Below are 18,005 nucleotides of genomic sequence, written 5' to 3' on the forward strand. Positions count from 1 at the left end.
TCCCTGCGCTAACGCAGGGAAACTGCAATCAAGCCGGCACACACCAGCCCCACTCCCAGCAGCTGGGGCCTGTGTGCCGGCTCCTTGAGTAACCAGACCGCCAAGCCCACGCCCAGGGGAATACTCAACTGCCTTAGGGCGACTACATAACTAACATTTTCAGTCATTGTCATCGCCAGCAGTACCAGGCCGTAAGTCGCTCCCATCATGGCACCGGTCAGAGCCCCGACCTTCAAATCCCGAAAACTTTGGATCAATGGCGCAGTGCCACTCTGACCCAAGCACCCCAGAAGCAGCCATACACCACAGGCGAGAAACTGCATCCCCAAATAGCTGTAGGCCAGAACAAGCGCAGGGATAGTGCCTCCCGCAGCATCTCCCAGGTAAATCAGCGCCCCTTTATCCGCCAGTGAATAGCCCACAGTGCCAATGGCTGCTACCAGCGCCCAGGCGCAGTCCGCGCGCCAATAAGCTCTCCAGTGCCACTCGCGGAAATACACCAGCGGTACCAGCAGGCAGCCAATTGTCACCAACAGCATTCCCACCCAGGCGAGTGGAGGCAACGATTGCCCCAACAATACCGTTGCCAGTGCAACCAGCAATACCGGCAATGCTCGAGCAACGGGATAGACCAATCCCATATTGGCTCGCTGGTAGGCGAGGGATAAGCCCCCCATATAAATCATTTGAAAAAAACCACTACCGATAAGGAGGATCCAAAAACCTCGCGGGAGTGAATCAACCTGATATAGCAACCAAAAATTTAGCGGTAAAAGAAAAATTCCAACACTGAGAGTCGCGATACAAAAAAAGGCGGGAGTTGGTGTGCGGGACTTCCCCAGTAAATTCCAACCCGCGTGTAGAAATGCAGAAATTAAAACAAGACTGGCAGCGGTAAACGATATTCCCATAGAGGCCCTCTTCAATTGCGACAGAAAGGCCCCGACAAACCAACCGTAGCCACGAATATGCGCAGTTAAGGCCGCTGGCCAGCAAAGTTTTGCATTCCCTCTTCACTGCCGTAGCATGTCCACCACACTGCAAATCTATCGAGGAGATGTCATGCGCGGCGTATTTCTGGACACTTTGACAATGAAGCTTGAGGAGCTGGATACCTCGGCCCTAACAAATAGTCTAGACCAGTGGGACTTCTATGAAACGACTCCCGCCGAAAAAGTCGCGGAGCGAATCGCCGAGGCCGAGGTGGTAATAACCAATAAAGTCATAATAAGCCGCACATTATTGGAGCAGGCCAGCAAATTAAAAATGATTTGTGTTTGTGCAACCGGTACAAATAACATCGATCTCGCCGCCGCACAGGAATTAAATATTCCGGTGTACAACGTTAAAGGTTATGCGGGGGCTTCTGTACCACAGCACACTCTTGCCCTGATCCTGGCTCTTGCTTCCAAGTGGCACCGCTATCACAACGATGTTTTTGCCGGACGCTGGAGCCAATCTACAATTTTTTGCCTGCTCGATCACCCAGTGGTTGAACTCGCAGGAAAAACACTCGGTATCATTGGCTTTGGTGCCCTCGGGCAGAAGGTGGCAAAACTGGGGGAAGCCCTGGACATGCGGGTACTGGTGGCTGAATCATTTAGCGGCACACCCGCTGAAGGCAGGACGCCACTGCAACAATTGTGTGCAGAGTCCGATGTCATCAGTCTGCACTGCCCGCTCACAGAAGAAACCGATCAGCTGGTAGACGAGCAATTCATCGCCGCGATGAAACCCGGCGCACTCCTGGTCAATACGGCTCGGGGCGGGCTGGTAAATGAACAGGCACTGGCGGATGCTTTGCGCAGTGGACACCTTGGGGGGGCGGCGCTGGATGTCCTCAGCCAGGAGCCCCCACCCGCCAGTCACCCACTATTGGACAGAGATATCCCCAATTTGATTATCACCCCCCACAACGCCTGGATCAGCCGTGAATCACGCCAGCGCCTACTCAACGGGGTCGTAGAGAATATTGAAACCTGGAAAAGTGAGAGTACCAGCCATCCATAAACAACTCGCTTTTATCTAACCCAAGCCATCTCAGGCATCTGCCGGTCCGAGGACTAATCCCCTCTGTGAACTCAGGCCGGCTTTTGCCGTTTGAAACTACGACCGGGCCCGAACAGCTGCCAGCCATAGTCCAAGATCAGTAGCAGAGATAGGGACTTTTTCCTGCAAAAATCGCGTGAAAAAAACCCCTTTTTCAAGTGGGAATTACCACGCGGGACTATAGACTTCCTCGGCAATTAAACCCCGAGAGGAGAAACCTGATGGCAACCGCAAGATCTCCACATACGAACTCCAGTAGGGAGAAGCTGCAACAGGCCTATAATCTTGCTGGAGAGGCCGCTTCACAAGCTGCTGGCAGCTTGAAAGAGAGGGCCCGGACCTCTGTAGAGTCCCAGAGACAACGTGCCACCGATGTAATGGAAAAAGCGGAGTCCTCACTTCGGGAGCGCCCCATTCTCGCTGTTGGCTGTGCATTTGTTGTTGGCTGGGCAATTGCGAAGCTCTTTAAGTAACGCTTCTCTCTTTTTTTCGACTGGTAAGGACACCCCCTGATGGGCAATGAAAAAAAGTCCCAAGCGTCTGGCGAGAATGCCGATTCCGCTGCGCAGGAGCGCAGCCCGGGTCAGTCTTCACCTTCTCCCTCAGGGAAAGACTCTGATGGAGAAGGTGAAAATAGCCTTGAAGCTACCCTCGCTCGCGCCGAGGCAACACTGACCCTACTGACTGCCTGGTTGGCTAATATTCAAAAGCTATTCCAGTTGGAGTTGGATAGAACAATTGCAGCCGGCAAGCGTATTGTTGCCCTGCAACTAATGTTACTGCCTCTAAGTGCGGCCCTCATCGTCAGTCTCTGTGGAGGCGTTGGGCTGATTGCCTACTATTTTTCCCAGTCTATTTATTTGGCATTTCTGGTATTTATTCTTATCCAGGTCGCTATTTTGGCGGGAGCTATCGTTTATCAAAAGAAGCTGGTGCCCCTACTGGGTTTTGAAGAGACCAAGCGACAAGTTAAAGAGGCTTTAAACGATGTCACTGAAGTCTTTAAATAAACAGATCGAACTATGTAGTCGAGACACGGAGCGACAACGGCTCAGTGTATTGGCAATCGTAAATCAGCAACAGCAAGATGTTCAGCAGCGTTTACAGGGAATTCCCCTGCCACTGGTTTTAGGTCTGGCTTTAATCGCCGGCTTCGCGGCGGAAAAATTATGGCAATTGCCCCGCACCTCACAGGTGGTTCAGTTTATGCTTTCTATGAGGGCTTTTTAGCCGGCGCTACTCTTTATAAAAATATTAATTCAACGGCTACTTTTAAAAAGAGGGGCACCGGAGAATAGCCATAGAAAATAGTTACTGGCACATCCTTGTGCCAGCCTTACCTATTAATACCCTGTATTAATCAACATCCTTATCGGTCACTTTATCTTGGGTGTTACTGTCAAAATCACCGGCGCTGTGGCGTTCATGTAGTTGTTCGCTGGGCTCACCCCAGGTTCGATTGACCATTCGTCCGCGCTTTACCGCTGGACGCTCTGCAATTTCCCCCACCCAACGATTGAGATTTTTATAACTCTGGGTATCGAGAAATTCCGCCGCACTATAAGCTTCATTGCGCACCAGAGCCCCATACCAGGGCCAGATCGCAATATCGGCGATGGTATAAGTCCTTCCCGCCACATACGGATGCTTCGCCAGCTGTTGGTCCAATACGTCCAACTGGCGCTTTACTTCCATAGCAAATCGGTTGATCGGGTATTCATATTTTTCCGGTGCATAGGCATAAAAGTGTCCAAAGCCTCCTCCCAGGTAAGGAGCCGAGCCCATCTGCCAGAAGAGCCAATTCAATGCCTCAGTGCGCTGCTCGGGTGTATGGGGCAAGAGGACATTAAACTTTTCAGCCAGGTAAAGCAGTATGGAGCCACTCTCAAATACCCGGATTGGTGGCGTAGTGCTGTGATCCACTAAGACCGGGATCTTGGAATTTGGGTTTGCTTCAACAAAACCACTGCCAAACTGCTCTCCTTCAGTGATACGGACTAAATGGGCATCGTATTCGGCTCCCTCAAACCCGAGTTCCAATAACTCCTCTAACATCACCGTCGCCTTAACCCCGTTCGGCGTGGCCAAAGAATAGAGCTGCATCGGGTGCTGCCCCTGCGGCAGCGCTTTATCGTGGGTCGCACCCGCTACCGGCCGATTGATACTGGCAAAAGCGCCCCCGCTTTCCTTATCCCACTGCCAAACCTTGGGGGGAGTGTAGGTTTCGTTCGACATTAAACTGCTCCAACTGAATTTAAGGTTGCTCTCAAGCAAAAACACGCATGCCGCGTCAATATACTGTATTGCCTCTACCCCACGCTTAACACCAAGTACCAAACTGGGTTACCCATCTTGTACCTATCGTTTCAAATTGGCAAAGGTACTGCAAATAGTATCCACAAAGGCCTCCACCTTTACTCCAAGTGGAGTCCTTTTGATCCAGAGGTGGCCCTTTGTCGGCCCTTTTCCCCTGCCACCCTCCTCACGAGTTGAAGCCCCCAAGCGACTCAACCATAATAGCCGCCCTGCGCGGCATTCGACGGTGCTCACAAGGAAGGTGCTAGTCTCACCTTAACCCTGCCGACGCCATTGCCGCTGTTCGCGCCACTCCGCCCTCGGGCTTTAACCGGACCTGTTATGACCGAATTTGCCGTCATTCTGCTCAGCACCATCTTGGTCAATAATTATGTGTTAGTGCAGTTTCTCGGCCTGTGCCCGTTTATGGGAGTTTCCAATAAACTGGAGACCGCTGTGGGTATGGCCGGCGCTACCACCTTTGTACTTACTTTGGCCTCTATTTGTTCATACCTGGTCAACACCTATCTGTTGGCCCCTTTTGGTATTGAAGATCTTCGCACCATCTCATTTATTCTGGTGATTGCTGTTGTCGTACAGTTCACGCAGATGTTTATCCAGAAGACCAGCCCGTTGATGTACAAAGTGCTAGGCGTTTTTCTACCGCTGATCACTACCAACTGTGCCGTGTTGGGTGTCGCTCTGCAGAACACTATGAAAGCGCACACTTTTATACAGTCCACTCTTTACGGATTTGGCGCAGCAGTGGGTTTCTCCCTGGTGTTAATCTTGTTTTCCTCGATGCGCGAGCGCCTTTTTGCCGCCGATGTCCCGCTGCCATTTCGCGGCGCCGCAATCGGAATGGTCACTGCCGGACTGATGTCACTGGCATTTATGGGCTTTAGCGGTCTGGTATAGGATTTCGAAATGCTGGACTGGATTTCACAAATTTCTTCTCCCCTGCTGGTGCTCGGTGGCATGGCATTGGTATTCGGTGCCCTGCTGGGTTTCGCCGCCGTTCGCTTCCGGGTGGAGGGTGACCCGCTCGTTGAGCAGGTCGATGCCCTGTTGCCACAGACTCAATGTGGCCAGTGTGGCTACCCCGGCTGTCGCCCCTACGCAGAAGCGATAGTGCACGGCGATACCATCAACAAGTGCCCCCCCGGCGGGCAGGCCACTATCAATGAGTTGGCCAGTCTGCTGGATATAGAGCCCATGCCATTGGACGCCGAGCACGGCGTTGAAGATGTAAAAAAAGTGGCATTTATCCGCGAGGCGGAGTGCATCGGCTGTACCAAATGTATTCAAGCCTGCCCGGTAGATGCCATTGCCGGCGCCGCCAAATATATGCACACGGTGATCACCGATGAGTGCACAGGGTGTGACCTTTGTGTCGAACCCTGCCCCGTTGACTGTATCGATATGGTTCCCCTGGAAACCGCTTTACAGGATTGGCATCCACACAAGCCCAGCGATAGCTCGGTGCTAATTGCCAGCGATCGCCGCACTATTCAAGAACATACCGGGGGAGGCGCGGTTTGAACCCCGTAGATAGCAAGACCAAACAAAGAGAGGCCGTTCAGGAGAGACGCGCAGCCCGCGAGGCACAACTGATTGCCAGTGAAAAAGCGCGCGAGCTGCGCCCCAACGACTTCCCCGGCGGAGTGCACCCTCCCGAGAACAAACACCAGAGTACCGGTGAGCCTATAGGAGTGATCCCCCTCGCCGAGGACTTGATCGTACCACTGCTACAGCACTCCGGTACCACCGCCATACCGCTGGTGAACCTCGGTGATAAGGTATTAAAGGGGCAAAAGATTGCCGAAGCCGACGGTTTCATTAGCTGTCCAGTGCATGCTCCCAGCTCCGGCAGGGTTATGGCCATTGAACCCTATCCAGTGCCCCACCCTTCGGGTCTGCTGGAGGACTGCATTGTCATTCGCACAGATGGCGACGATGCCTGGTGCGATCTCACCCCCTGCGAAGATTACCTTCAGGTTTCACCGATAGAGCTTCTGGACAAGATCCGCGACTGCGGTATTGCCGGCATGGGCGGTGCAGGGTTCCCAACCGCTGTGAAGCTAGACCCTCACGGCGGCGCCGAAATTGATACTTTGATTATCAATGGCACAGAGTGTGAACCCTATATCACTGCCGACGATATGCTTATGCGGGAGCGTGCCGACGAAATTATCGCCGGCGTAGAAATTCTTGCCCATATCCTCGATCAGCCCGAACGAGTATTGATTGGTATTGAAGACAATAAGCCCAAAGCTATCCGCGCGATGCGCAAAGCCGTTGAAGGCACCCGTTTCGATATCGTGGTATTCCCCACAAAGTATCCGTCCGGCGGCGAAAAACAGCTGATCCAAATCCTTACCGGCCGAGAAGTGCCCAACAAAGGGCTACCGGCCAATGTGGGGATTGTATGCCAGAATGTCGGCACTGCTCGCGCGGTATATCGCGCGATTCGATTTGGCGAACCCCTGATCAGCCGAGTGACGACTGTTGTCGGCAAAGCGCTGGAGCAGCAGCGCAATATCGATGTACCTATCGGCACTCCCATAGAACATATCCTCCAATACCACGGTGTCCATCGGGGCCTGATGCAAAAGGTGATCATCGGCGGTCCGATGATGGGTTATACGATTGACGATCAACGCGCCCCAATCGTGAAAACCACCAACTGCCTGCTGGTACCGACCCGTGAGGAGCTACCGCCAGCACCGGTGGCCCAAGCTTGTATTCGCTGCGGTTTTTGCGCAGAGGCATGCCCGGCTTCACTGCTACCGCAACAACTCTATTGGTATGCCCGCGCCGACGAACGGGAGAAGCTACAGGCCTATAACCTGTTTGACTGTATCGAGTGCGGTGCCTGCTCTTACGTCTGCCCCAGTACGATTCCCCTGGTTCAGTACTATCGCGCTGCCAAAGGTGCAATTCGCACTGCTGAAGCGGAAAAAGAGAAGTCCGATCGCGCACGCGATCGTTTCGAATTCCGCAAGTTGCGCCTTGAAAAAGCTGAAAAAGAGAAAGAAGCAAAACGCGAAGCCCGGCGCAAAGCCGCTGAACAAGCTCGCCAGCAAAGGGAACAAAACCCTGAATCTCCGGCAGCCAAAGCTGAGAAGCAGGAAGCAGATGTTGTCGCCGCCGCCCTGGCGCGAGTTAAGTCCCGCCAGGAGGACCCCGAGCAGCTTTTAGCCCGCGCCCAGCGTACTTTCTCCAGTGCCGAGAGCCGGGTGGAACGCATGCGTAACAAACTGGAAGCTGCCGATGAGAGCCAGCGCGACCAATTGGCAGCACAACTCAAAGCTGCTGAAGTGAAATTGCAGGAAGCACAACACAAGTTGACCCTTGCCGAACGACGCGCCGATAGAGATACCACCCGGGAGCCCAACCAGGAAGAAACCAATGCAGCTGTGCGGGCAATTACCAAAGCCCGTGCCTCCGCAGAGGCGCGGGCCCAGATGAGTGACGCCGACAGACTTGCTGCAGATATCGAAGCACTGCGCAAGCGCGTCGCCAAAGCTGAGACTCGCCTGCAAAAGGCTCGGGATGAAGATGATGCCAATCTGGGCGCATTCGAAAGTGCCCTGGAGAAGCTACAAAAGAAACTGGAAGACAAAATGCGCGAACAACAAGCAGCACAGGACGGAAAGCAATAATGTCTCTGATGCGCGCCACCTCCCCTCACGCCCGTTCCGGCAATGACACCACTAAAGTCATGCTACAAGTCGCCGCGGCCACCATACCCGGTGTGCTGGCGATGGTGATTTATTTCGGTATCGGAGTACTGATCAATATTGCCCTGTGCACAATCACAGCGCTTCTGTGTGAAGCAGCGGTAATGAGATTACGCGGCAGGCCGGCAGCATTCTATCTGCGGGATTGCAGTGCTTTTGTAACTGCACTGCTGCTCGGTATCGCGCTTCCGGCCTACTGTGCCTGGTGGCTGCCGATAGTGGGCACTGCGGTGGCTATTGTCCTGGCCAAGCATCTTTATGGCGGTATGGGGTACAACCCATTTAACCCCGCAATGGTGGGCTATGTTGTCCTGCTGATTAGTTTCCCGGTAGATATGACCCGCTGGGTGGGAGCTGCAGAGGTTATCGGCGGGACACCCAGCCTGGAGGAAGCCTTCTCTCTGGTAATCGGTAGCTACAATGTCGATGGTTTTACCCGCGCTACACCGCTGGAAATCGTGCGATTAAATGAGTCAGTGCTTCTCTCCCAGCTCTATGAAATGGAGCCGGTCCTCAATAAAGGCACATTTGCTGGAGTCGGTTGGGAAACCGTCAGCTTCGGATTCCTGTTAGGTGGGCTGTTCTTATTATTTCGCGGCATTATTACCTGGCATGCACCGGTTGCCATGCTCGCCACCCTCACTCTGATTTCCCTGTTTTTCTACGACAGCGGCAGTTCCTTGTCAGAGGGATCCCCCGTACTGCATTTATTTTCTGGGGCCACCATGTTTGGGGCCTTCTTTATTATTACCGACCCTGTCAGCGGTGCCACCAGTAACCGGGGCCGCCTGATTTTTGGGGCCGGTGTGGGGCTGCTCACTTATGTAATCCGGGCCTGGGGCACTTACCCCGATGCGGTGGCTTTTGCTGTATTGCTGATGAACTTTGCAACACCAACCATTGATAACTACACGCTTCCACGGACCTATGGCCACAAGGGCTCCCGCCGCGCTACCGACCTGGAGGAGAGCTGATGCTTAAACAGTCAATGGCCTCCAATGCCGCCGTTCTCACTCTTATCGCCCTGGTCACTGCAGGTACACTCGCAGTGACCCAAATTACGACTAAAGAACCGATTGAGAGAGCTATCCGGGAAGCTTCGGCGAAAGCACTACTGGAAATTATCCCATTGGAACGCCACAGTAATGACATGTTGGTAGACACCTATCCAATTCCAAAACCTTACTGGAATCAGCTAGGCCTGCAACAAGGTGGAGATATCAATCTCGCGCGGGAAGAGGACGGAAAAGTCTCTGCAGTCATTGTGCCCGCAGTCACACCGGATGGATATTCCGGCCCGATAAAAATACTCGTTGGTGTGAATCGCGATGGCACTATTGCTGGCGTCAGGGTAACAAGCCACACAGAAACTCCGGGGCTGGGCGATAAAGTCGAGCTGAAAAAAAGTAACTGGGTGCTCCAGTTTGACGGCCTGTCACTAAAAAATCCGCCTTCAGCCGATTGGAAAGTACAAAAGGATGGCGGTGTTTTTGATGAATTTACTGGCGCAACAATTACTCCTCGCGCTGTTGTCAATGAAGTGCACCAGGTGCTTGAGTTTGTAGCCCAGCACCACGAACAAATATTTAATGCGCCAATGTCCAAGCGAGCGGTAGAGATTGAGAACTCTGAAATCGACTCGGAACAAGTACCTGCGGCGGTTGAGGAGCAGAACTGATGGCAACTCCCGGCTACACAAAAATCGCCCAAAATGGGCTGTGGAAAAATAACCCCGCGCTGGTGCAATTGCTTGGCCTCTGTCCCCTGCTGGCGGTCACCGGTTCCGTAGTGAACGGCATCGGCCTCGGTTTGGCCACTACCGGAGTTCTCACCTGCTCCAACCTTGCGGTCTCCCTAATCCGACGACAAATTCCGGATACTGTCCGTTTACCAGCCTCCGTTATGATCATCGCCACCTTCGTTACCTGCGTTGAGCTATTGATGAAGGCTTATACCTACGAGCTTTACTTGGTGCTAGGTATTTTTATCCCGCTAATCGTAACCAACTGTGCGATCCTCGGGCGAGCAGATGCTTTTGCCAGTAAAAACCCCGTGCTTCCGTCCCTGGCAGATGGATTTATGATGGGTATAGGTTTCACTGCAGTACTCATCGCCATTGGCGCAGTCAGAGAAATTCTTGGCCAAGGCACACTATTTTCAGATATGGACTTGTTATTTGGTTCAATGGCAAAAGATTGGGGTATTTCCATTTTTGGCAGTGACTATCCAGGCGTTCTTGTTGCCGTGCTTCCTCCCGGTGCATTCCTTGTCGCCGGCTTATTGATCGCAGCAAAAAACGCCATTGATATCGGTATTGAAAGACATAAAAGCCAGAAAGTTAAGATCATTCCAGGCTCAAAGCGCGTACGTGTTACCGGAAAAATCTCTTAAGATAAGCAGCAGCTAACCAATTTAATTCTGCAATTGAATGGCTATTTATCCTGCCAATCGATTGCAGAACTTAATTTTTTCACCAAAAGCCAAAATGTGAACCCCCTCACTAATCTGTATCTTGCGGATTTTTCATCTTTCACTTTTTCAGTATGATGAGATACATCATCAAATCCCCACTTTTTTACATTTATTGCGCTGTACCAGTGCAATATTCGTGTAATCGAATGTAATAGCATTATTCCCTTTTTTTAATTTTGTTTGGCTAGAATGGCACGGCCGACCAGCTTCACCTTGCTATCGGCGCCAACGCAATAAGACAGGGATAATGCTATGACTGTAGACACTGGAAAGTCTGAATTGGTCTACCACGGCCGCCGGGCCCAACGCGCAGATAGCCGTCTGCGGCGCAAGGCGATTCTAGAGGCCACCCTGAGACTGATCGTTAAAGAAGGTATCCGCGGCATCAGGCACCGTGCAGTCGCCCGCGAAGCTAACGTTCCTCTCGCGGCTACTACTTATTATTTCAAAGACCTGAATGACCTGATCAGCGATTCATTTACTTATTTTGTTGAGCAGGGACTCGAGGCTACACGCCAACTGCATGAAGAGAGTTTTAGTGCGGCACGTAATTTATCCGCACAGGAACGGGCATCACATAGCAGTCGTAAACTGCTGATTCAACAATTGACCCGTTTTATTCTTACTCATGTCCGCACCCAGGCTGAAGACCGGGATCGCAGATTGGTTGAACTGGCATTCCGCAATGAAGCGCTTCGCAATGAGCAGCTGACCCGCGCGGTGCGGATGGCCAATCACGCCAGAGAGTCAATGATTAAGGAATTCTTCCAATTACTGGGTCTGGCTGATTCTGAAGCGGCTGCACAAATTGCTCACGGTACGATCCTGAACCTTGAGTATGAAATTTTGAGCGGTGCTATTGCTATCGACTCACCGCTGTTGGAACGCACCGTCACCTTGATGATCAACGGATTAATTCCAGCGGCAACAGTTGTTGCTGAAACTGCAGCATACGGCTGAATCTTTCTGAATTACTCGTCTCCAGGAAACGGGTATGGAGTTGTCCCCTCCATACCCAACTCCTCTTCATATAGCTCTTTCCAGATAGCTTCCAATAAAGATTAAGTGCAGCTTCCCGGTAGGGAGCTTACCCACTGCTTTAGTAATTCAACGCCCTCTGTATGCACCATGCTTCTACCTAATTCAGGCATCATGGCCCCAGGCGCGGTAGACTCTACACGAAAATTCAAAATAGAATTTTCAGGCTCTCCCGGTACTATTGCGAATAAATGCCCTCCACTGCCTGTACCCGCAGCAATAGGCGGTTTACATAGCCCAAGTTTGCGCCAATCAGTTTCGCCATGATGCAACATAAGCCCTGAGGTATCTGCCGGCCCAGTGGGATTGTGACAGTGGCCACAATTGATATCCAAATAAGCCCTGGCGCGATCCTCGAGCGACACAGTCGCATCGTAAATATAGGCATTTCTCGGCACACTTTTCAGATCAGGCAGCCCACGTAAATAGCCGGCCTTCTGCCAAAACAGCAATTGATTCTCTACTCCGCTACCATAGGGATAGTCTTTATTCAGATGTCGAGCTTTAGGGCCGAGAGGAGAAATGGCTTTGTCAGTAAACTTTTCTGCATGGCAACCAGCACATTGATTGGCGTCAGGTACTACATAGCTAAGGTTTTCCTGCTGCCCGCTCAGGCTAACCAACTGAAAATTTTTCACATCTCCAGCAATCTCAAGAGTTGCCTCAGTCTGCTCTTTATTCCAGACATAGGGCAGCGCCTGCCAATTTTCCTGCCTGCGGATTAAAAGCCGTGTCTCAACGAGACGGACACGATTTAAATCAAGTGCCTGCCCAAAGCGCCCCTCAACATAATCCGCAGAGAAGTCATCGGTACGGCGAACTACACCACTACTCTCCTGTGGATAGTAAAATGTCTTGCTTAGGATAGTTCCGACAGGGTAATTAAACTGTTCTTCTCCGTAGGTTGCAAAAGCCCCCTCAGGCAGCCAGACAGTTCTGAACTTATGAGCATAATCGGTAAATAACCCCGTATTTAAATCGTAGGGCAATGCTCTTTCCGCAGGGAAGAGCACACCTTTCTCCAGCCTCAATAAATTCCATGCACTGAGTTTTTCGGGTACCTCTTCTACTGGAAATAAATGAACATCCTTTTTGTATGATTCACACCCCGCAAGGCCAACCAATAATATAAGACTCCAAATAGAGTAGATAAGCTTCCTACTTATTTGATTATTATTCTTCATTAGCTACCTCTATCACTGCCAAATGGTCTTCATTTTCCAGCTTTGAATCAAAGTCTAAAACTACTTTGGCAAGCTTTTCCAAATGACACTGATGAGGCGCTATATCCGTGGATATATTCTTATACTCATTTCCAAAATCTATATTGAGAATTCCTGCAGGTTTGTTATCAATACATAACTTTAATGCCCCAGGTATTTGACCATCCACCAGTTTACTTTGATCAACAACCCCATCCCAAAGAATATCCGGCAATGTACCTGAGATTCCAAACATAGCTAGCTTCAGAGCTTTTAACTTAAGATGATCTGGCGATGTACCACCGCCAGAAAAGTTATTAGCATAGATATAGATCCCCTCTGGGTATGGGTCAAAATCAGCCTGCGTAGACTTATCACTATAGTATCCAGCCGTAAAATAGCTGCTGATCAATATGTTAGCAGTATCATTATCAGAAATATCATTTTCAAAAATCTCCACCCGATCATTCGAGTTAATAACCACCCCAGACCCTGCTGGAACGGCAGCAACCGGCGTGCCCTCATGACCAAAATTTTTAGTATTATTATTCTTTATCTGATTATTGTAGATACGTGTACTGTGCCCTGGCTGCGGAAGATTAGGCATATTAAAAACAAGAATTCCCCCAGTATTATTCACAGCAATATTGTTGTAAACATCTGCACCGATCGTATTCTCTACCTCAATACCCGCCACATTAAATTCTGCACGGCTATTACGAACAATAACATTCCGCGACTGACCGACATAAATTCCGGCATCTGAAGCACCAATAGCTACCACACCATCGATTAAAGTATTTTCAGTCTGTACAGGATAAATACCATAGGCACCATTCTGGGTAGACGGGCCATTGGTCCATTCAACACGAACATCCCTGATGATAATGTTTTTGCCTTCATTAATTTTCAGGGCATCGCCTATGGTATCCTCAATAGCCAATCCCTCAATAGTAAAGTTACTGGCATTAACTAATATCCCCTCAGCACCCTGAATTTGCCCCTCAAAGGAGAGGACAGATTTATCCATGCCAGCTCCACGTAGCGTTACCCCATCAATATTCAGGGATAAACTACGATTGATATGGAATTTACCCTCAGGAATAGTAATAACATCCCCGGTCTTTGCAGATATCAGTTTTTTTAATAGTTGCTTTTGAAAATCAACCTTACTGGAACTGTCCTCAACTCTGGATTCAGGCCGTTCAGAACATCCAACGGATACTATTAAAGCCAGAATTACTCCCATATACGCTAAAGTCTTCATAGCCACACCTTTTATATAAATTATTGTCAATTGAGCTACTCAAACCTCAAATTGGTACTTCTGTACCAATTTGAAGGTGAAAACAGGACTAAATACACACTTTGATACTATCCAACCAACACCTCGTTATCAAGGCGCTATTATTAATACAAAAGACAACCCTAGAAATGCATTTAAGCGCCATACTCTCAAAAACAAAAACCACTTATTGAAATCAAGATGGTCAGCACTTCAATCAAAAAATATCAGTTTTTGTGTTTTCTTATTTACGTATTCTGCTCACTTGACGCTGCTGCCGAAATGATAGCGATACAGATTTCTGCTCCTAATGGATCAAACCTCTACACAGAACAACCTATCGATAAAAGTACAGATATCAAAGGAAGCGAGCCTATCTATATCAAAATATCATCAACTCAATATCAAGCAATAAAGTGCAAAGGGCCGTGGGGCGCTACAAAGTACAAAAAATGGATGACGGAGGGGCCTGGTTTCAAGCTCTACCAAAGTGATAAGCAGCTGCTCATTCAGGTTGTTGAACACCGGGTAATTAGCGCTGACATAGCCATTAACTCCATGAGCATACATTGCATGGACGCAGAACCTAAACAAGTTATTAAATCAATAGCGGAGATAGTGATCGAAAGATCAATAAATTCAGAAGAAATACTAGAGTTTGATAATGGGTATAAATTATCTTACCAGTACTCAATTACAAAAGGAAAGCCGTAAGTTTAGTCATTCAGGAAACTATTCATACCGGCATAAACTTTTGCGCACTCCCCTTTCACCAAGTCTTCAAGAATCAAAAATGGATGAATCATATCGGAAAAGTGAACATTTTCAGATCTAACACCCACCTCTTCCACTTTCCGGTAGTAAATATCCCCAGTATCCCGGTGCGGGCAAAACTCCACGGTAAAAACTAAGGTTTCAGGAAGAGCTGCCGTAAAATCCATAAAAAGAGGGGATGCTTTTTTTCTACACTGCCCCTCAGCAAAATATTGCCCCAAGTACCAAATTGATTTTCGTGCCTCTAAAAAATAGCCTACCGCATTCTCTTCATGGGACCGTAAATGCATGGTGTAATCGAGAACCGGATAAATTAAAACCTGCTTTTTAATCTTAACGCTGTAGTCAAATTGAGCCAGGTGAGACATTGTGGCGGCCAGAGCGCCACCTGCAGAGTCCCCAGCGACCGACAAACTCGGTTGATAATATAAGCCCAATCTATCCAGTGCCGCCCAAACCCCAACAACTGCGGCATAGCAATCTGTTACTGCGCTCGGATAGCGATTCTCAGGGGCCAACCGGTACTCAGGCGCAACAACAATATGTCGAGTCTCCCGGGCAATCTTTCTGCAAATCGGGTCAAATGAATAAACGTTTCCAGCTACATGACCACCGCCATGAAAATAGACAAGAACAGGTAGAACTTCATCGGGATAGGGGACAAAGACTCTTACCGGTACGTCATATCCAGAGGCATAGATAATGCCATCTTGCACCGAGGCAACATCTGGAATATCGGTCACATACTTATCTATAAACTTTGTGGTCGATTCCCGAACATTGATGGGGTTGAACTCAAAGCCCTTCGAGTAGAGCTCTTTCATAGAGCTGTTGAATTCTTCGAGAAACCCCGAAAGGCGGTCATTTACTTTACGCATTGTCGATACAGCCAGGATAGAAGAGACTTCGCCGTACCCGTGAATATGAGCCCCTTCACCGGGTACGACGTCGATAGCTTGTATCCCCACCACAACAACAGCCCTAAATCTCCTGGCGAAAATGCCTGAAACGACATTTCATCTAGTGATAGCTAGGAGCCCAAACTACTCAAGAGGAGTAAAAGACCGGTGCGGATACATAACTCCAGAATAGAACTGTAGCAACCATAATAATGACTGCCATGACGAGTGACACCGTAATAATCGCACTGGCAAAAAGGAAGCCACGCTCTTCAGAAACACCCATCACAATAGGAATTCCCAAATAAAGCAGATAGACGGCGTAAGCAACCGCCAGAGTTGCGAGTAGTATGTCCAGCCACAACACAGGGTAAACCCCTGCAATACCCACAATAAAAATAGGCGTGGCAGTGAAACCCGCTACAACAACGCCTTTAAGGGGGTGAGTTTCGGCTCCGTAAGTCTTGGCCATCCAATGGATGAAATAACCAATAGCAGTGACAGCCAAAACCATTGTGCAATAAAATACGGCGACCAATTCCAAAGCACTTTGTCCCGTAATTCTCACCGGGGTACCAGTGCCAATCGTCCAGCCAACTTGTGTCGTGCCAAAATACCACGCAGCTGCAGGAAGTAATGCCAGAACGATGACATAAGGAACCTGTCTACGCAAATTACGTTCAGAGAGACTGCCAATAAGCTGCCACTGTCTACGTGGTTGCAGCATAAGGCCAAGCATATGGGTCAACATCTCGTTATCCTCGACTGTGCAAGGAACTATAAGCGAGACCTATTAGCTCAAATTGATCTTGGAACTGCTGGTCAAAATGAGGTGTACCGCAATCAGGCCACTCTCAAGCTCCAATTTATTTCTTATTTAACCCCTTCACTTTTAGGTGTTAAGGTCGCACAAGTCAACAAACTCAATTAAATTGGCGGGAATGTTTACGCGAGCGTTTCGCTTGGAAACAAGTAAATAGAAAACACTGCTACAAAAAAACCCGCGAAGGATAAAGCAGGATTTATGGTGGGGAAAAGCTGGTTACTAGACCCAGGCAGCCTTGGAAACTGCCCGGGTACGAAGATTCAGTACTTAAACTACAGGCTCAACAGAGTGCATCCACCCGTAAGCATCCTCAGAACGCCCCTCCTGAATATCCAGCAGTGCTTGTCGCAAACGCTCTGCAACAGGACCTGGGGCATCGGCTAGTTCGTACTCCCTATCGCCATCACCGATTACGCTGATAGGACTGATTATTGCAGCAGTACCACAAGCAAAAACTTCGCTACAGTCTCCAGAAGCTACCTGCTCTAACAGTTCATCAATGGGGATCGCCCGCTCAACAACCTTGTACCCCAATCCCTCCGCAAGCTGGATCAGAGAATATCGGGTGATGCCCTCGAGAATTGAGCCGTTCAACGCTGGGGTATATATAGCACCATCAATGACCGCAAAAAAATTCATCCCTGACAGCTCATCGATACTCTGCCGATTAGAGGGGCTCAACCAAAGCGACTGATCATAACCTCGCTCTTTAAGGCGGCCGATACTAAGTAGAGAACTGGCATAATTTCCGCCAACTTTAGCATCCCCAGTTCCCCCTACTGCAGCTCGAGCATCTTCTCTCTCAACCCACAAACGCATATTGCCGGAATGGTAGGCTTCCGAGGGACTAGCTATTACATAAAATTCATAGGCATTACTGGCTGAAACCGTTAGGTCCGGCTGGGTTCCCATTAGGAAAGGACGCAGGTACAGGGACTCACCGCTGTTGCTCGGGAGCAGGCCAGCGCAGTAAGCAGTCACAACACGAACGCCATCCAGGAATAGGGACTCAGGAACCGGAGGCATACATAAGCGCTTCGCTGAATATGCCATTCGTGCAGCATTCATTTCGGGCCGGAACAGTGCAGCTCCCCCCTCGGAAGTTCGATAGGCCTTCATTCCTTCAAAGCATGACTGCGCGTAGTGAAGTACCTTAGCAGCAGGGTCGACGGTCAGAGGCGCATAGGGGATCAACTCTCCACTACTCCAGCAACCATCCTGCCAAATGGCGCGAAACATTACTGGGGCCATGGCGGTTCCAAAGCCCAGCTTCTCGGGTGCTTCATAGCCCCGAAGGCTTACCGCGATCTCTGGATCGATATAGATACTCACTGAGCTCTCCTCTGAATTCGAATCAGCTGATTATGGCGCTTGTTACGCTGCAATCCAAATAGATCAACCTCTGATACAGCAACAGCAGTA

At 49.8% G+C, this 18,005-nt stretch carries 19 protein-coding genes; 12 read left to right on the forward strand and 7 right to left on the reverse strand.

Annotated elements, in window-relative coordinates:
• Positions 1-8: 8 nt before the first annotated feature.
• Entirely contained in the window at positions 9-911 is a 903-nt protein-coding gene (locus ACJJI6_RS13415) for an EamA family transporter (RefSeq protein ID WP_444926681.1), read from the reverse strand.
• 151 nt (positions 912-1,062) lie between these two features.
• On the opposite strand from ACJJI6_RS13415, the gene ACJJI6_RS13420 reads away from it, so the two are divergent.
• The 4 genes from ACJJI6_RS13420 (at position 1,063) to ACJJI6_RS13435 (ending at position 3,279) form a co-directional block, all read left to right on the forward strand.
• Positions 1,063-2,010, forward strand: a complete 948-nt coding sequence (locus ACJJI6_RS13420) for a D-2-hydroxyacid dehydrogenase (RefSeq protein ID WP_282934264.1) — start codon at positions 1,063-1,065, stop codon at positions 2,008-2,010.
• Positions 2,011-2,270: 260 nt separating this feature from the next.
• Positions 2,271-2,522, forward strand: a complete 252-nt coding sequence (locus ACJJI6_RS13425) for a hypothetical protein (RefSeq protein WP_282934265.1) — start codon at positions 2,271-2,273, stop codon at positions 2,520-2,522.
• A 39-nt stretch (positions 2,523-2,561) separates the two neighbouring features.
• Positions 2,562-3,059 carry a hypothetical protein gene (locus tag ACJJI6_RS13430; protein ID WP_413664388.1) on the forward strand — a complete coding sequence of 166 codons (498 nt, stop codon included), beginning with the start codon at positions 2,562-2,564 and terminating at the stop codon, positions 3,057-3,059.
• Positions 3,037-3,279, forward strand: a complete 243-nt coding sequence (locus ACJJI6_RS13435) for a hypothetical protein (protein WP_444895197.1) — start codon at positions 3,037-3,039, stop codon at positions 3,277-3,279. Before ACJJI6_RS13430 ends, ACJJI6_RS13435 begins: the two co-directional genes overlap by 23 nt.
• 126 nt (positions 3,280-3,405) lie before the next feature.
• On the opposite strand, the gene yghU is transcribed toward ACJJI6_RS13435, so the two are convergent.
• Positions 3,406-4,284, reverse strand: coding sequence for a glutathione-dependent disulfide-bond oxidoreductase (gene yghU, locus ACJJI6_RS13440; protein ID WP_475710824.1), 879 nt, complete (start codon positions 4,282-4,284; stop codon positions 3,406-3,408).
• 402 nt (positions 4,285-4,686) lie between these two features.
• On the opposite strand from yghU, the gene rsxA reads away from it, so the two are divergent.
• The 7 genes from rsxA to ACJJI6_RS13475 all read left to right on the forward strand — a co-directional run bounded on the left by rsxA (position 4,687) and on the right by ACJJI6_RS13475 (position 11,519).
• Positions 4,687-5,262 carry an electron transport complex subunit RsxA gene (gene rsxA, locus ACJJI6_RS13445; RefSeq protein WP_108731788.1) on the forward strand — a complete coding sequence of 192 codons (576 nt, stop codon included), beginning with the start codon at positions 4,687-4,689 and terminating at the stop codon, positions 5,260-5,262.
• A gap of 9 nt (positions 5,263-5,271) precedes the next feature.
• The gene (gene rsxB / locus ACJJI6_RS13450; protein WP_444912122.1) at positions 5,272-5,886 is read left to right on the forward strand and encodes an electron transport complex subunit RsxB; all 615 of its coding nucleotides are present in this window, start codon (positions 5,272-5,274) and stop codon (positions 5,884-5,886) included.
• Positions 5,887-5,957: 71 nt separating this feature from the next.
• A complete protein-coding gene (rsxC, locus tag ACJJI6_RS13455) occupies positions 5,958-8,009 on the forward strand; it encodes an electron transport complex subunit RsxC (protein ID WP_475713457.1) in 2,052 nt (683 codons plus the stop codon).
• Positions 8,009-9,061, forward strand: a complete 1,053-nt coding sequence (locus ACJJI6_RS13460) for an RnfABCDGE type electron transport complex subunit D (protein WP_282934269.1) — start codon at positions 8,009-8,011, stop codon at positions 9,059-9,061. Before rsxC ends, ACJJI6_RS13460 begins: the two co-directional genes overlap by 1 nt.
• The gene (rsxG, locus tag ACJJI6_RS13465; RefSeq protein ID WP_413664384.1) at positions 9,061-9,765 is read left to right on the forward strand and encodes an electron transport complex subunit RsxG; all 705 of its coding nucleotides are present in this window, start codon (positions 9,061-9,063) and stop codon (positions 9,763-9,765) included. The genes ACJJI6_RS13460 and rsxG overlap by 1 nt, the downstream gene beginning before the upstream one ends.
• A complete protein-coding gene (locus ACJJI6_RS13470; RefSeq protein WP_444912121.1) occupies positions 9,765-10,478 on the forward strand; it encodes an electron transport complex subunit E in 714 nt (237 codons plus the stop codon). Before rsxG ends, ACJJI6_RS13470 begins: the two co-directional genes overlap by 1 nt.
• 333 nt (positions 10,479-10,811) lie before the next feature.
• Complete coding sequence (locus ACJJI6_RS13475) at positions 10,812-11,519, forward strand: TetR/AcrR family transcriptional regulator (protein ID WP_282934272.1); 708 nt, start codon at positions 10,812-10,814, stop codon at positions 11,517-11,519.
• Positions 11,520-11,620: 101 nt separating this feature from the next.
• Here ACJJI6_RS13475 and ACJJI6_RS13480 read toward each other — a convergent pair whose 3' ends face one another.
• Both ACJJI6_RS13480 and ACJJI6_RS13485 read right to left on the reverse strand, forming a co-directional pair.
• On the reverse strand, positions 11,621-12,781 hold the full coding sequence (locus ACJJI6_RS13480; protein ID WP_475710826.1) for an SO2930 family diheme c-type cytochrome: 1,161 nt from the start codon (positions 12,779-12,781) through the stop codon (positions 11,621-11,623).
• Positions 12,771-14,066, reverse strand: a complete 1,296-nt coding sequence (locus ACJJI6_RS13485) for a parallel beta-helix domain-containing protein (RefSeq protein ID WP_475710828.1) — start codon at positions 14,064-14,066, stop codon at positions 12,771-12,773. The genes ACJJI6_RS13480 and ACJJI6_RS13485 overlap by 11 nt, the downstream gene beginning before the upstream one ends.
• Positions 14,067-14,285: 219 nt before the next feature.
• Between ACJJI6_RS13485 and ACJJI6_RS13490 the strand changes: the two genes are divergently transcribed.
• Positions 14,286-14,798 (forward strand): hypothetical protein, encoded by a 513-nt coding sequence (locus ACJJI6_RS13490; protein WP_444895203.1) that lies wholly within the window; start codon positions 14,286-14,288, stop codon positions 14,796-14,798.
• A 2-nt stretch (positions 14,799-14,800) separates the two neighbouring features.
• On the opposite strand, the gene ACJJI6_RS13495 is transcribed toward ACJJI6_RS13490, so the two are convergent.
• From ACJJI6_RS13495 to ACJJI6_RS13505, 3 genes are all read right to left on the reverse strand, one after another.
• On the reverse strand, positions 14,801-15,829 hold the full coding sequence (locus tag ACJJI6_RS13495; protein ID WP_444940030.1) for an alpha/beta hydrolase: 1,029 nt from the start codon (positions 15,827-15,829) through the stop codon (positions 14,801-14,803).
• Positions 15,830-15,905: 76 nt separating this feature from the next.
• Positions 15,906-16,508, reverse strand: coding sequence for a Yip1 family protein (locus ACJJI6_RS13500; protein ID WP_282934278.1), 603 nt, complete (start codon positions 16,506-16,508; stop codon positions 15,906-15,908).
• A 342-nt stretch (positions 16,509-16,850) separates the two neighbouring features.
• Positions 16,851-17,915 carry a branched-chain amino acid aminotransferase gene (locus ACJJI6_RS13505; RefSeq protein WP_475710830.1) on the reverse strand — a complete coding sequence of 355 codons (1,065 nt, stop codon included), beginning with the start codon at positions 17,913-17,915 and terminating at the stop codon, positions 16,851-16,853.
• Between the last annotated feature and the right edge of the window lie 90 nt (positions 17,916-18,005).

It is taken from the genome of Microbulbifer maximicatervae (SeqCode) (genome assembly GCF_056232625.1).

Bases quoted from the DNA above. Each gene is read 5' to 3' on its own strand.
- ACJJI6_RS13415 (WP_444926681.1), bottom strand. From the start codon at position 911: ATGGGAATATCGTTTACCGCTGCCAGTCTTGTTTTAATTTCTGCATTT.
- ACJJI6_RS13420 (WP_282934264.1), top strand. From the start codon at position 1,063: ATGCGCGGCGTATTTCTGGACACTTTGACAATGAAGCTTGAGGAGCTG.
- ACJJI6_RS13425 (WP_282934265.1), top strand. From the start codon at position 2,271: ATGGCAACCGCAAGATCTCCACATACGAACTCCAGTAGGGAGAAGCTG.
- ACJJI6_RS13430 (WP_413664388.1), top strand. From the start codon at position 2,562: ATGGGCAATGAAAAAAAGTCCCAAGCGTCTGGCGAGAATGCCGATTCC.
- ACJJI6_RS13435 (WP_444895197.1), top strand. From the start codon at position 3,037: ATGTCACTGAAGTCTTTAAATAAACAGATCGAACTATGTAGTCGAGAC.
- yghU (WP_475710824.1), bottom strand. From the start codon at position 4,284: ATGTCGAACGAAACCTACACTCCCCCCAAGGTTTGGCAGTGGGATAAG.
- rsxA (WP_108731788.1), top strand. From the start codon at position 4,687: ATGACCGAATTTGCCGTCATTCTGCTCAGCACCATCTTGGTCAATAAT.
- rsxB (WP_444912122.1), top strand. From the start codon at position 5,272: ATGCTGGACTGGATTTCACAAATTTCTTCTCCCCTGCTGGTGCTCGGT.
- ACJJI6_RS13460 (WP_282934269.1), top strand. From the start codon at position 8,009: ATGTCTCTGATGCGCGCCACCTCCCCTCACGCCCGTTCCGGCAATGAC.
- rsxG (WP_413664384.1), top strand. From the start codon at position 9,061: ATGCTTAAACAGTCAATGGCCTCCAATGCCGCCGTTCTCACTCTTATC.
- ACJJI6_RS13470 (WP_444912121.1), top strand. From the start codon at position 9,765: ATGGCAACTCCCGGCTACACAAAAATCGCCCAAAATGGGCTGTGGAAA.
- ACJJI6_RS13475 (WP_282934272.1), top strand. From the start codon at position 10,812: ATGACTGTAGACACTGGAAAGTCTGAATTGGTCTACCACGGCCGCCGG.
- ACJJI6_RS13480 (WP_475710826.1), bottom strand. From the start codon at position 12,781: ATGAAGAATAATAATCAAATAAGTAGGAAGCTTATCTACTCTATTTGG.
- ACJJI6_RS13485 (WP_475710828.1), bottom strand. From the start codon at position 14,066: ATGAAGACTTTAGCGTATATGGGAGTAATTCTGGCTTTAATAGTATCC.
- ACJJI6_RS13490 (WP_444895203.1), top strand. From the start codon at position 14,286: ATGGTCAGCACTTCAATCAAAAAATATCAGTTTTTGTGTTTTCTTATT.
- ACJJI6_RS13500 (WP_282934278.1), bottom strand. From the start codon at position 16,508: ATGTTGACCCATATGCTTGGCCTTATGCTGCAACCACGTAGACAGTGG.